9 protein-coding genes are annotated in these 13,386 nt (G+C 72.8%); 4 read left to right on the forward strand and 5 right to left on the reverse strand.

The genetic code is table 11. From position 1 onward, the window contains the following. Positions 1-12: 12 nt before the first annotated feature. Positions 13-1,143, reverse strand: coding sequence for a neprosin family prolyl endopeptidase (locus ACMCNN_RS17385; RefSeq protein ID WP_412741548.1), 1,131 nt, complete (start codon positions 1,141-1,143; stop codon positions 13-15). 410 nt (positions 1,144-1,553) lie between these two features. Here ACMCNN_RS17385 and ACMCNN_RS17390 point away from each other — a divergent pair, with 410 nt between their 5' ends. Further along, positions 1,554-2,684 carry a hypothetical protein gene (locus ACMCNN_RS17390; RefSeq protein ID WP_412741549.1) on the forward strand — a complete coding sequence of 377 codons (1,131 nt, stop codon included), beginning with the start codon at positions 1,554-1,556 and terminating at the stop codon, positions 2,682-2,684. A 62-nt stretch (positions 2,685-2,746) separates the two neighbouring features. Here ACMCNN_RS17390 and ACMCNN_RS17395 read toward each other — a convergent pair whose 3' ends face one another. After that, the gene (locus tag ACMCNN_RS17395; protein WP_412741550.1) at positions 2,747-3,526 is read right to left on the reverse strand and encodes an enoyl-CoA hydratase/isomerase family protein; all 780 of its coding nucleotides are present in this window, start codon (positions 3,524-3,526) and stop codon (positions 2,747-2,749) included. Positions 3,527-3,708: 182 nt separating this feature from the next. Between ACMCNN_RS17395 and ACMCNN_RS17400 the strand changes: the two genes are divergently transcribed. After that, positions 3,709-5,001, forward strand: coding sequence for a diguanylate cyclase domain-containing protein (locus ACMCNN_RS17400; protein WP_412741551.1), 1,293 nt, complete (start codon positions 3,709-3,711; stop codon positions 4,999-5,001). Here the strand turns inward: ACMCNN_RS17400 and ACMCNN_RS17405 are convergent. Then, positions 4,972-6,012, reverse strand: coding sequence for a fatty acid desaturase family protein (locus ACMCNN_RS17405; protein ID WP_412747201.1), 1,041 nt, complete (start codon positions 6,010-6,012; stop codon positions 4,972-4,974). The genes ACMCNN_RS17400 and ACMCNN_RS17405 overlap by 30 nt on opposite strands. Before the next feature lie 132 nt (positions 6,013-6,144). Here ACMCNN_RS17405 and ACMCNN_RS17410 point away from each other — a divergent pair, with 132 nt between their 5' ends. Continuing rightward, positions 6,145-7,431 carry a sensor histidine kinase gene (locus tag ACMCNN_RS17410; RefSeq protein WP_412741552.1) on the forward strand — a complete coding sequence of 429 codons (1,287 nt, stop codon included), beginning with the start codon at positions 6,145-6,147 and terminating at the stop codon, positions 7,429-7,431. After that, positions 7,383-8,018: a LuxR C-terminal-related transcriptional regulator gene (locus tag ACMCNN_RS17415; RefSeq protein WP_412741553.1), complete on the forward strand. Its 636-nt coding sequence runs from the start codon at positions 7,383-7,385 to the stop codon at positions 8,016-8,018. Before ACMCNN_RS17410 ends, ACMCNN_RS17415 begins: the two co-directional genes overlap by 49 nt. A 12-nt stretch (positions 8,019-8,030) precedes the next feature. Here the strand turns inward: ACMCNN_RS17415 and ACMCNN_RS17420 are convergent, their stop codons facing one another. Beyond that, a complete protein-coding gene (locus ACMCNN_RS17420; protein WP_412747202.1) occupies positions 8,031-9,371 on the reverse strand; it encodes a M1 family metallopeptidase in 1,341 nt (446 codons plus the stop codon). Next, positions 9,368-13,276, reverse strand: coding sequence for a Pls/PosA family non-ribosomal peptide synthetase (locus tag ACMCNN_RS17425; RefSeq protein ID WP_412741554.1), 3,909 nt, complete (start codon positions 13,274-13,276; stop codon positions 9,368-9,370). The genes ACMCNN_RS17420 and ACMCNN_RS17425 overlap by 4 nt, the downstream gene beginning before the upstream one ends. Positions 13,277-13,386: the final 110 nt, after the last annotated feature.

Raw genomic sequence — 13,386 nt, forward strand, 5'->3', positions numbered from 1 at the left:
CCGCGGGATCACTCAACAGGCACCGGGGCCGCCGTACCGGAAGGTCCGGTTGCTCAACTGGGCCACCGTGTACACGCTGGGCACGGCGTACGTGGACAGATTCACGTCGAGCAGGCTCAGGAACGACACGCTCCCGATGCGGGCCGCGCTGGCGTTGCTGGCGGGCAGGCCGTTGCCCATGTCGGTGCACGGCTGGGCGTTGGGCGAGGCGACCTCGCCGAAGTACTGCACCGTGCCGGTGACGGTGAACTGCCCACCCCACAGGCTGTCCGGGAAGTAGCCCACCCACTCCGTGTCGTACGCGACCCACCAGGCGCCGTTGTAGTGCTGGATGCCGAGCTGCTTGGTCACGCCCTGGGGCAGGGTGTCGCCCGGCTTGATGTTCTGGCTGTACTGGACGAAGCCGCACGCGTTGTAGCAGCTCTCCTGATGATTCACCCAGTGGTAGACGAACAGGTGCGGGTCGCTGTCGCCGTTGACGGTGCGGTCCACGTTCCAGCCGACCTCGGCGATGTGCGCGCCGTCGAGCGACTGCACGCTCATCTCGGCCAGCGTGTGGAAATCCCCCGCCGCCAGTTCGGGCTTGGCGATGGTGAAGTTCGCGTACGTCCCGCTGAACAGCAGCCCCCCGATGCTGACGTTCTGCGTTCCGACGGAGTAGAAGTAGTTGACCTGCGATCCGCCGCCGGACACGGGCTCCCGGAACGCGGGCGGTTTCGGCGGGACGACGTCGGTGGTGCTCTTCTTGACCACGCCGCTGCGCGTGCTCTGGCCCTTGGGGGCGAATTCGGGGTCGGCCTCGGTGTCCCCGCTGGTGTCGGCCGGTGCGACGTCCGCGCCCTCGGCCGCGACCTCGGCGCTGTTGGCACCGGGCTCCGCCCGGGTGAGTTCCGTCGGCGTGCCGCCCCAGGGCAGCCTCGGCGGTGGTGCCTCGCCGTCGGGCCCGGCGTCCGGCAGGGCACTCGACGACGGCGTCGCGGCGGGATCGTCCGGCGCACCCGACGACGGCGTCGCGGCGGGATCGTCCGGCCCACCCGACGACGGAGTCGCCGCGGGATCGTCCGGCGCGCTCGACGAGGTCGCCACGGAGACGGTGTCGGGATTCTCGGCCGCGCCGGCATTGAGCGTAAAGACGACGCTCATCGAGCCGACGGTGACCACGGCAAGGCCGGCGGCGATGAGACCGCGGCGGGAGATCGGCACTTGACAGTCCTCATTGCTCGGGGGGTCGGAGGCGGGGGGAAGGGGAATCCTCCGGCACCGTTCTCGACGGCGGTGCCGACCATATAGCCGTCTCCATGGCTGATGCCCCCGCGAAGGCGGTTTCCGCCTTTCCGGTGGAGGCTCCGAACCGATCCGGCGACACCTGAGGGTGGAGTGGCCACCAAACGTATCGACACCGTGGCGCTCAGCGCATAACGTGCTGCCCGTAAAGAGGCAAAATATCAGAGCTTCTTTCAGGTCCGGCGCTGTATGCCTTTCCACCGACATTCTCAGGAATTGCGAGATCCATTCTGGACGGGAAGCGGCAGCCGTCACGAAAGGGAGTCCCGATGTTCCGATCGAGATGGACAGCGGCCGTGGCCGCCGTCGCCCTCGCACCGCCCCTGCTGATCGCCACGGCCACCGGTCCGGCGGCCGCGCAGGTGGACGGCTCGGCCCTGCACCCGGCGAACCACCGGCTGACCGCCGACGCGCCGATCAGCGCGACGGGGAGCGCCACCCGCCATGCGGCGCCCGCGGCACCGGCAGCGGACAGCCCGCTGCAGCTGACGCAGGCGTGCACTCCGGCCACCATCGCGGTGAAGCAGTCCACCACCTGCACGATCACGGCCGAGAACACCGGCCCGGCCGACACCACCGTCGACCTGACCACGACCACCGAGCGCCACCTGCACCTGACCGGCGCCACCGGGGCGACCGTGACGATGCCGTTCACCGCCCGCGCACCCCGCGCCACCCTCGCCGGCGCCCGGCCGGCCGGGCCGATCTCGGTGGCGCCGGACCCCGGCACCATCTTCGGCTACATTCCGCTGACCGCGTTCGGCGGCAACACCATCCTGCCGGTCGGTGACGAGCAGATCGTGAACCTGGACGTGCCGGCGTTCCTCTACGACGGCGTCAGCTACTCCCGGCTCGGCATCGCGTCCAACGGCTACCTGGTCGTCGGCGGCGGCGACGGGGCCGACGTCGCGCCGCAGGGTGCGATTCCCGATCCGGCCCGGCCGAACAACGTCCTCGCGCCGTACTGGACCGACCTCGACGGGACCGGCGCCACGGGGGTGCTGGCCAATGTGCTCACCGACGGCGTCGGCAACTGGATCGTCATCGAGTGGCAGGTCAACCTGGCCGGGACCAGCACCGTCCAGACGTTCCAGACGTGGATCGGCACCAACGGTGTCCAGGACGTCCAGTACGCGTACAACTTCGGCACCCTGGCCGCCGGCAGCTCCCCGCTGGTGATCGGCGCCGAGAACGCCACCGGCACGGCGGGGGCGCGCTCGGGCGTCGGCGGCCTCCCGACGTCGGACCTGCGGGTCACCAGCGCCGCGGGACAGCCGGGCGGCACGGTGTCCTACACCGTCACGGCCAAGGGCATCGTCCGCGGCACCGGCGAGGTGCAGACCGTCGGGCTCACCCCGGATCCGGTCACCGTCACCACACCGGTGACCGTCGACCGCTAGGCACCGGCACCGCGTTCGTCCGCGCCGATCCACGATGGTCGGACGGGCGAACGCGGTGTCCCCTATTCGCCCCGGAACACCGGGGCACGCCGCGCCAGGCTCGCCTCGATGCCCTCGGCACTGTCGCGGGTCGCCCACAACACCCGCTGTTCGGCCAGCTCGTGGTCGAGGGCCCGGCGGACCCGCGCCGCCAGGTCGTCGCGCAGGGTCTGCCGGATGGACCGGACCGCCAACGGCGCGGATGCGGCGATCTGCAACGCGAACGCCCGGGCGGTCTCCCGGAGCAGGCCCGGCTCGGCGAGCCGGTCGGCGAGACCCATGCGTACGGCCTCCTCGCCGCCGACCCGCCGCGCGGTCAGCAGCATGTCGGCCGCGGCCTGGCGGCCCACCAGCTCCGGCAGGGTGACACTGAGGCCGAAGCCCTGATGGAAACCGAGCCGCGCGAAGTTCGCCACGAACCGCGTCGACGCCTCCGCGACCCGGAAGTCGGCGGCGCACGCCAGGCCCAGCCCGCCACCCACGGCGCTGCCCTGCACGGCGGCGATCACCGGAGTCCGTACCTCGAACAGCCGCGCCGCGGACCGGTACAGGGCCTCGGCCGCGGCCGCCCGGTCGCGGACGAACTCGCCCTCGCCGAGGTCCGCACCGGCGCAGAAGTGCTTGCCCGCCGACGCCAGCACGATCACCCGGCACGCGGGGTCGGCGTCCGCCGCCAGCGCGGCGTCGACGATCCGGGCCAGCAGCGCCTCGTCGACGTGGTTCGCCGGTGGCCGGCGCATCTCCAGCAGGGCCACACCGTCCGCGACGGTGACCGACAGCTCCGTGCTGCTTTCCGAACCCACTGCATGCCTCCGAGCGCCACGATGATCCGTCACGACACCCTGTCACACGCGGCAGCCGGCCCCGGCCCGGATCGGTCATTCGGTACGAACCGGCGGCCGACCCGCCCCGAGGTCTCAGGACGAGCCGCCGATGGCCGATCGGTGAGCAGAAGAATCGTGCTGACGCTGGGTGGTGATGGGTCGTGACGGACGGGCGTACGGCGCCGGCCACGCTCGCGGGTGACGGCGACGCGTGGTTTCAGGCCCTGGTCGACCTGTCCCCCGACACCATCTTCGTGATCTGCGACGGATATCACGTCTTCGCGAACGCCCGCGGCCTCAAGCTGCTGGGCGCCCGCACCATCGCCGACCTGCAGGACCGGCCCGCGATCGAGTTCATGCATCCCGACTACCGGGATCCCGGCGCGGCACGGATGCGCTCCCTGACCGCCGACGGCGAGCCGCTGGAGTACGTCGAGGAGAAGCTGATCCGCCTCGACGGAGGGGTGGTCGACATCGAGGCCGCCGGCACGCCGCTGGAGTTCCAGGGCCGTCCGGCCGCGCTCATCGTCGCCCGCGTGATCACCGCCCGCAAGCAGGCGGAGGCGGCGCTCGCCGCCGCACAGCAGCGCTTCCAGGCGGCGTTCCGCAACGCGCCCACCGGGATGGCGATCCTCGACGCCACCGGAGCGGTGACCGAGACGAACCCCGCCCTGGAGGAGCTGCTGGGCGAGCCCGCCGACGGCATCGTGGACCGGCCCTACTGGCAGTGGGTCGACGTGACCGACCGGCAGCGCGCCCGCGCCGGCTTCCACGCCCTGGCCACCGGATCGATCGACTCCAGCCGGGGTGACCTGCGCTTCCGCCGCTCCGACGGCGCGGAGGCCTGGGTGCACGTCTGCCTGGGCGCGCTCCCCGACAGCGGCTCGTTCGTCGCCCACCTGAGCGACGTGACCGCCGCCAAGGCCGCCGAGCAGGAACTCACCCAGCAGGCCCGGATGGACCCCCTCACCGAACTCCCCAACCGGGCGACGCTGCTGGAACACCTGGCCCGCGCGCTGGACCGGCGGCTGAGCGAGGTGGCGGTCCTCTTCCTGGACCTGGACGGCTTCAAGCAGATCAACGACGGGTACGGGCACGCGGCCGGCGACGAGCTGCTCCGGTCGATGGGGCGACGGCTGCGCGGCGCGATCCGCTCCGAGGACTTCGTCGGCCGGCTCGGCGGCGACGAGTTCGTCGCGATCCTCACCGGCCCCGACTGCGAGCGGCGCGCGCACGGGATGACCGCCCGGATCCGTGAGCTGGTACGCCAGCCGGTCCCGCTGGCCTCCGGCGAGGTCAGCGTGGACGTGAGCGTCGGCGTGGCCGTGGGCACCGGGACGTCGTACGACGCCAAGGCGCTGCTGGCCGCCGCCGACAGCGCGATGTACCGGGCCAAGACCGCCCGGCACGCCGCCACTGCCAAGTCACCGGCCCTGGCGCACCGGGACGGCTGACCGGCTGCGCAGCGGCGCGCCGACCTCGTGCAGGTGCCGCAGCGCCCGACGGTACGACTCCAGCAGGCTCGTCTGCTCGTACGCGACGCCGATCTCGGCGCAGTACGCCGCCACGATCGGCTGCGCCCTGCGCAGGTTCGGGGTCGGCATCGCCGGGAAGAGGTGGTGCTCGATCTGGTAGTTCAGGCCACCCAGCGCGGCGTCCGTGAGCCGGCCCCCGGTCACGTTGCGCGAGGTCAGCACCTGCTTGCGCAGGAAGTCCTCGGTGCCGTCCGGGTGCGGCATGCCCTTGTGGTTCGGGGCGAACGTCATGCCCAGATAGACGCCGAACAGCGCCTGGTGCACCACGAGGAACGCGAGCGCCTGCACTGGGGAGAGCACCAGCAGCAGCGCGGTCAGATAGCCGGCCACGTGCACCACCAGCAGCGCCGCCTCAAGGTTGCGGTGCTTCATGTCGCCGCGGATCAGCGCCTTGACGCTGGACACCTTCAGGTCGATGCCGAGCAGCGTCAGCAGCGGGAAGAACAGCCCCGCCTGGTGGCGGCCGATGAACCCCTTCAGCCCGCGCCGTCCCCGGGCGGACTCGGTGGCCCAGATCAGCACCTCGGGCGCCACGTCCGGGTCGAGATCGTCATGGTTCGGGTTGTTGTGGTGACGGGTGTGCTTCTCCATCCACCACCCGTAACTCATCCCGACGCCGAGGTTCCCGGCGATCCGGCCGGCGACCTCGCTGGGCCGCTTCGTCCGGAAGACCTGGCGGTGGGCCAGATCGTGCGCCACCAGCGCCACCTGGGCGAAGGTCACCGCCAGGAAGGCGGCGACGGCCAGCGTCCACCACGAGGACCCGACGAGAAAGAACGCCGTCCACCCGCCGACCAGCGCCAGGGACACGGCGCTCAGCCGTACGGCGTAGTGGGCGGGCCGCCGCTCCAGCAGGCCCGCGCGGGTCACCCGCCGGTTCAGTTCGGCGAAGTCGCTTCCGGTCGTCGGCCGTGCAGGCTCCGTCGTCATCGTCATGCCTCCAGGCTCGCGGCCGATCGCGTACCGGTCAGGAGTGCCAGGCCCCCGCGAATGGTGGTGCTAGCACCCGCGCCGGACCGGCGGGAATGTGCGCATGGTGGAGGCCGGGAAGAATGGGGTTCCATGGAGACACGGTCGTGGGTGCGCGACGGCCTGCGCGCCATCGGCGGCGGCGCCATCACGGCCGGTCTGGCGATCACCAACCTGCTCCTGCTGGTGGTGACGCTGGTCGCGCTCGTACTCGTCCCCGTACCGTTCTTCGGTCTTGCCCTGCTGCCCTGGGTGATGGCCCTGGTCCGGATGCGCACCGACCTGGAGCGGCGGCTGGCCGCGCGGGCCGGAGTCGTCATCGCGCGCCCCTACCAGCCGCGCCCGGAGCGTGCCCTGCCGGGCGGCTGGCGGAGTTTCCGGTGGATCGTGACCGACCCGGCCACCTGGCGGGACCTCGCCTGGCTCGTGCCCGGCGCCGTCGTCGGCCTCGCGCTCGGCCTGCTGGCGATCGCCATCCCGCTGTACGGCGTCGAGGGCATCTCGCTGCTCCCGCTCTGGCTCTACCTGAGCGTCGACTGGTACGGCTACGGGTTCTTCTGGCCGATCGCCAGCCTGCCGGAGGCGTTGCTCTCGGTCCCGCAGGGCGTGCTGTTCGTGGCACTCGGACTCAGCGCCGCGCCGGTGCTGCTGACGGTCAACGCCCGGTTCACCAGGCTGTTCCTGGCCCCGACGAAGGCCGCCGAGCTGCGCCTGCGGGTCGCCCAGCTGACGGTCACCCGCGCCGACACGGTGGACGCGCAGGCCGCCGAGCTGCGCCGCATCGAGCGGGACCTGCACGACGGCGCGCAGGCCCGGCTGGTGTCGCTGGGCATGACGATCGGTCTGGCCGAGGAGATGCTGGAACGGGATCCGGCCGCGGCCCGCCGCCTGCTCACCGAGGCCCGTGAGGTCAGCGGCACGGCCCTGTTGGAACTGCGCAACCTGGTCCGCGGCATCCACCCGCCGGTGCTGGCCGAACGCGGCCTCTACGGCGCGGTACGCGCGCTCGCGATGGGCCTGCCGCTGCCGGTCGCCGTCGAGCTGGACCTGCCGGGGCGCCCGGAGACCCCGGTCGAGTCCGCTGCCTACTTCGCCGTCGCGGAGGCACTCGCGAACGTGGTGCGGCACAGCCGCGCCCGCACCGCGCAGGTGTCGATCCGGTACGCGGGCGGCCTGCTGGCGCTCGGCGTGCGCGACGACGGCGTCGGTGGCGCGGACCCCTCGCGGGGTACCGGCCTGCGCGGCATCCAGCGTCGGCTGGCCGCCTTCGATGGCACCATGACGGTGTCCTCGCCGCCCGGCGGTCCGACGGTCGTGATGATGGAGTTGCCGTGCGTGTTGTCATCGCCGAAGACCATGCCCTCCTCCGGGACGGCCTGACCCGGCTGCTGGAGGCGTTCGCGTTCGAGGTGGTCGAGGCGGTCGACAACGGTCCGGCGTTGCTGCCGTCGCTGGTCCGGCACCGCCCGGACATCGCCGTGGTCGACGTACGGCTGCCGCCGACCTTCACGGACGAAGGGTTGCAGGCGGCGATCGCGGCCCGCAGTCAGGTGCCCGGCCTGCCGATCCTGGTGCTCTCCCAGCACGTCGAGCCGCTGTACGCCCGCGAGCTGCTCAGCGACCGCAACGGCGGGGTCGGCTACCTGCTCAAGGACCGCGTCTCCAACGTGGCGCAGTTCGTCGACGCGGTGCGCCGCGTCGCCGACGGCGGCACGGCGATGGACCCGGAGGTGGTGTCGCAGCTGCTGGCCCGCCGCGAACCCCTGGCGGGGCTGACCACCCGGGAGCGCGAGGTGCTCGGCGAGATGGCGGAGGGCCGGTCGAACGCGGCCATCGCGGCCAAGCTCTTCATCACCGAGAAGGCCGTCAGCAAGCACATCAACAACATCTTCACGAAGCTGGGCATGCCGCCGTCGGACGACGACAACCGGCGCGTACTGGCGGTCCTCACCTACCTGAACGCGTAGCGGGCCCGCTCCCTAGCGGGGAAGCGGGGGCAGCGACGGCCGGTCGAGCCACGCGGCGAACAGGTCGTCCAGGGGTTCCCGCGCGAACCGCTGGGCGTGCGCGCGGAACTGCTCGGTCGTCACCGTGCCGTGCCGGTTCTCGGCGGTCCAGGCCCGCAGCATCGCGAAGAAGGACTCGTCGCCGAGCTTCTTGCGCACCGCGTGCACCGTGAGCGCGCCCCGCTTGTAGACCCGCTGGTCGAACATCTTGTCGATGCCGGGATTCGCGACCGTGACGTCCATCGGGCGTGCGGCGACGCGGGCATACCAGTGTGCCGCCAGGGCGTCGGTCGACAGCTCGCCGCAGACGCCGGACCACAGCCATTCCGCGTACGTGGCGAAGCCCTCGTTGAGCCAGATCTGGCGCCAGTCGGCGACCGTGAGGCTGTTGCCGAACCACTGGTGGGCCAGTTCGTGCGCGATCAGCCGCTCGTAGGTCCGCTGCCCGTCGACGTGGTTCGAGCCGAACACCGCCATGCCCTGCGCCTCGATCGGGTCGTCCAGCTCGTCGTCGGTGACCACGACGACGTACTCGTGGAACGGGTACGGGCCGAACAACCGCTGCAGCGCCTCCATGATCTCGCCGTGCCGGCCGAAGTCGTGCGCGAACCTGGCGCGCACGGCCGGCGGGATCGCGGCGCGCTGGACGACACCGCCGACGGCGAGGTCGACCAGCTCGTACCGTCCGATCTGCACCCCCATCAGGTACGGGGCGGTGGGTTCGCGTCGCTCGTATACCCAGGTGGTGCTGCCCGCGCCCCGGCGCCGGGACACGAGGTCACCGGTGACCAGGACGGTGTACAGCGACGACGTCGTCAGCGCCACCCGGTACGTGGCCTTGTCGCTCGGGTGGTCGTTGCAGGGGAACCAGGACGGCGCACCGTTCGGCTGGCTGGCCACGAGCGCGCCGTCGGTCAGTTCGTCCCATCCGATGTCGCCCCACCGCCCGGAGATGGGCACCGGCCGGCCCCCGTACCGGATGTCGATCCGGAACGTGTCACCGGCGAAGATCGGGCGCTCGGGCCGGATCTGCACCTTGTCCGGCCGGTGGGCGAACTTCGCCGGACGCCCGTCCACCCGGATGTCCTGGACCCGGAATCGACCGAGGTCGAGGGTGAACCGGGACAGCGACTGGACCGCCGTCGCGGTGATCGTCGCCCGGCCGGCCAGCCGGTTCGCCACGACCCGGTAGTCCAGGTCCAGGTCGTAGTGCAGCACCCGGTAGCCGCCGTTGCCGTGCAAGGGCAGGTACGGGTCGGTCGAGTGCTCGGCACCGGGCAAGGCGCCACGAGCGCCCGGCACCTTCGAGATCATGCCCGGCGGACGGCCGTTGCCGGCCACGTCGCGATCGGGTTGCCGAGCCACCGGCTGTCCTCGGGCACCGCGTCACCGCGGGTCACGAGCGAGCCGGGCCCGACGGTGGTGCGCGCGCCGATGCTCGCGCCGGGCAGAACGATGCCATGCGGGCCGAGTGCGGCTCCCGCGGCCAGGGTTACCTCATCCATGCTCATGACACGATCATGGAACAGGTGGGTCTGTACCACGCAACCCCGATTTACGGTCGAGCCGTCGCCCAGACGGACCAGGTCGTACTCGGGCAGCCAGTAGGTCTCCAGCCACACGCCCCGGCCGATCCGGGCGCCGAGGGTGCGCAGCCACGCCGTGAGCAGCGGCGTTCCGGACGCGAAGCGCATCAGCCACGGCGCGGCGAGCACCTCGACGAACGTGTCGGCGAGCTCGTTGCGCCAGACGAACGAGGTCCACAGCGCGCGCTCGGAGACTCGGAACCGCCCGACGAGCAGCCACTTTGCGGCGGTCGCGGTCGCCGCGGCGACGATCGTCGCGGCGAGGATCACCGGGCCGGCGGCCAGCGCGGCCGCCCAGCTACCGGCGAACTGCCACACGTACGCGAGGGCGGCGAGCACGCCGACGGCGAGGGCGGCGGCGCACATCACCGGGACGATCCGGCACATCTCGACCGCGGCCCGGGCCAGCTTCAGCCGCAGCGGCGGGTCGTAGGTGCGACTCGTGTCGCCGGACTCGACGGTGCGCCGCAGCGGCATCGGCGGCGCGCCCAGCCACGACGAGCCCTTCTTCGCCTTGCGGGGCGCCGACGACAGCACGCCGACGAGGCCACGCTTGGGCACCGACCGGCCGGGCGCGGCCATCCCCGAATTGCCGAGGAACGCCTGCTTGCCGATGCGGGCCGGGGCGACCCGCAGCCACCCGTGGCTCAGCTCGTACGTGGCGACCATGGTGTCGTCGGCCAGGAACGCGCCGTCGTCGACCGTCGTCATCGCCGGGAGCGCGAGCACCGTGGAGGCCTCCACGCCGCGCCCCACCTTCGCGCCCAGCAGCCGCAGCCACACCGGCGTGAAGAGGCTGGCGTACAGCGGGAACAGGCCGATCCGGGCCATCCCCATCAGCCGCTCGGTCGTCCAGACCTGCCACGCCACCCGCCCCTGCACGGGGTGGAACCCGGCGCCCACACCGAGGCTGAGCACCCGGACCGCGACGAGCACCAGCAGAGCGTAGCCGAGCAGGTAGGCGACGGTCGCAGCCGCGACGGCGCCCAGCGCGGCACCGACGGCCGGCCGGACGGCGAGGGTCCAGCCGAGCAGGGCGAGTGCGGGCAGCGCGGCCAGCACCGGCACCAGGCCCAGCAGTTGCGCGGTCAGGCCGTACACGGCGATCCAGAAGCGGGACCGCGTCCGCGACCGCTCGGGGCGCTGCGCGGGCCACTCGCCCGGGTCCTTGTCGGCGGGTGCCGCCGGTGAGCCGGCCCAGCGCTGGTTCGCGGGCACGGCACCGGCCACGGTCGAGCCCGCGGCGATCCGCGCGTTCTTGCCGATCCGGGCGCCGGGCATCAGGGTGCTGCGCGACCCGACGCGGGCACCCGCGCCGACGCGCACCCTGCCGATGTGGACGACGTCGCCCTCGACCCAGTGGCCGGACAGGTCGACCTCCGGCTCGATCGCCGCGCCCCGGCCGAGCTTGAGCAGACCCGTGACCGGCGGCGCGGAGTGCAGGTCGACGTCCAGGCCGACCTGCGCGCCGAGCGCCCGGGCGTAGGTGATCATCCAGGACGCCCCGGCGACGCTGGTCGCGCCGGTCAGCTCGGCCATCCGCTCGGCGGCCCACAGCCGCAGGTGGACGCCGCCGCCCCGCGGATAGCTGCCCGGTCGTACGCCGCGCAGCAGCAGCCGCGCCGTGCCGGCCGCCAGACCGATCCGGCCGAGCGGGCTGAACAGCAGGACCCAGCCCAGCGCCACCCACCACCAGGACACGGCCGGCGCCCACGGCACCGGCGTGACCAGCGCGAGGACGTTGGCCAACGCGGCCAGGACGGTCAGCCAGCGGAGCCCGACGAGCCCGAGCATCGGCAGCATCAGCAGGCCCTGGATCAGCCCGGCCCGCCGCGGTGTCGGCCGGACCTCGCGGCGGACCGCCGCCGTGGTGTCGAGCCCGTCGAGCACCGCAGCGAGCTGCGACAGCCTCGGGTGCAGGTAGATGTCGGCCACCGATACCCGGGGATGCGTGCGCCGGACCCAGGCCACCAGCTGCGCCGCGGTGAGGCTGCCGCCGCCGTGGTTGAAGAAGTCGGCGTCCGCCTCGCTGGGAGCGACGCCGAGGATCTCCTCCCAGCCGCCGGCCAGCCACTGCTCGGTCGCGGTCAGCTCACCCGCCGCGTCCTCCAGGGTGGTCAGCGGCCAGGGCAGCGCCGCGCGGTCCACCTTGCCCGACGTACGGGTCGGCAGGTCGTCCACCACGGCCAGCAGCGGGACCAGGGCGGCCGGCAGCTGCTCACGGATGCGCAGCGTCGCGGCCGCGGTGTCGAAGTCCGCGCCGTCGTGCGGCACGACGTACCCGACCAGGAGCTGGTTGCCCGCGGCGGTCCGCTGCACCGCGGCGGCCGCACCGGCGACACCCGGCAGCGCCTGCAACGCGGCGTCGACCTCGCCCAGCTCGATCCGGCGCCCGCCGAGCTTGACCTGCTCGTCGCCACGACCGACGAAGAGCAGGCCCTCGGGCTCCGCCCGGACGATGTCGCCACTGCGGTACGCCCGCTGCCAGCCCAGCGCGGGCAGCGCGGCGAACTTCTCGGCGTCCTTGGCCGCGTCCAGGTAGCGCGCGAGCCCCACCCCGCCGATCACCAGCTCGCCGGTCTCCCCCATCGACACCGGCTCGCCCGACTCATCGACCACGGCGAGCTGCCAGCCGAGCAGCGGCAGCCCGATGCGTACGGGCCCGTCGCCGGTCATCCGCGCGGCGCAGGCGACCACGGTCGCCTCGGTCGGCCCGTACGTGTTCCAGACCTCGCGTCCCTCGACGGCCAGCCGCTCGGCGAGCTCCGGCGGGCAGGCTTCGCCCCCGAAGATCAGCAGCCGGACCCCGGCCAGCGCGTCGACCGGCCACAGCGCGGCGAGCGTCGGCACCGTGGACACCACGGAGATGCGCTGCTCGGCCAGCCACGAGCCGAGGTCGACGCCGCTGCGGACCAGCGACCGCTCGGCCGGCACCAGGCATGCGCCGTGCCGCCAGGCCAGCCACATCTCCTCGCAGGAGGCGTCGAACGCCACCGACAGCCCGGCCAGGACCCTGTCGCGCGGGCCGATCGGCTCGTCGCCGGCGAGGAACAGCTGCGCCTCGGCGTCCACGAATGCGGCCGCGGAGGCGTGGCTGACCGCGACGCCCTTCGGCGTACCGGTGGAACCGGAAGTGAAGATGATCCAGGCGTCGTCGTCCGGGCCGGGCCGCCCCGCGCGGCCGTCGGGGGTGCGGCGCAGGGACACGGTCAGCCCGTCGCCGAGTACGGCGCAGACGTCCGCCTCGGCGAAGACGAGCTGGGCGCGTTCCTCGGGGTCGTCCGCGTCGACGGGGACGTAGGCGGCACCGGCCGCCAGCACACCGAGGATCGCGAGGTACAGCTCGGCCGTACCGGAGGAGATCCGGACGCCGACGCGGTCGCCGACGCCGACGCCGTGCGCGGTCAGCGACGCCCGGACGGCGTCGATCCGCTCGGCCAGCTCGCCGTAGGTCAGCAGTTTGGTGCCGTCGTCGAGCGCGGCGGCGTCGGGGTGAGCGCTCACGGTCGTGTCGAGAATGTCGACCAATGTCCGGCGAACCGGGGTCGAGGAGGTACGGAATACCGCCGGTCCGGCCGGCGCGGGGGCGATCGGGGGAAGCTCTGTCAGCCGCAGATCACTGGTCAAGGTCACCGGGCGTGCACCATCTTCACCTCGCGGGTCAGCGTCAGCAGGCGTGCGGGCCCGCCGTGGGCAGCCCTCTACGTTACGTCGCCTTAGCGCAACGTGTCGGCGAGGTGTCA

It is taken from the genome of Krasilnikovia sp. MM14-A1004, assembly GCF_047159485.1.
In the GTDB taxonomy this organism is placed as follows: Bacteria; Actinomycetota; Actinomycetes; order Mycobacteriales; family Micromonosporaceae; genus Actinoplanes.

What these genes read in the sequence shown, in the direction of transcription:
- ACMCNN_RS17385 (WP_412741548.1), bottom strand. Translation starts at nt 1,143, where the DNA reads ATGAGCGTCGTCTTTACGCTCAATGCCGGCGCGGCCGAGAATCCCGAC.
- ACMCNN_RS17390 (WP_412741549.1), top strand. Translation starts at nt 1,554, where the DNA reads ATGTTCCGATCGAGATGGACAGCGGCCGTGGCCGCCGTCGCCCTCGCA.
- ACMCNN_RS17405 (WP_412747201.1), bottom strand. Translation starts at nt 6,012, where the DNA reads ATGACGACGGAGCCTGCACGGCCGACGACCGGAAGCGACTTCGCCGAA.
- ACMCNN_RS17410 (WP_412741552.1), top strand. Translation starts at nt 6,145, where the DNA reads ATGGAGACACGGTCGTGGGTGCGCGACGGCCTGCGCGCCATCGGCGGC.
- ACMCNN_RS17420 (WP_412747202.1), bottom strand. Translation starts at nt 9,371, where the DNA reads ATGATCTCGAAGGTGCCGGGCGCTCGTGGCGCCTTGCCCGGTGCCGAG.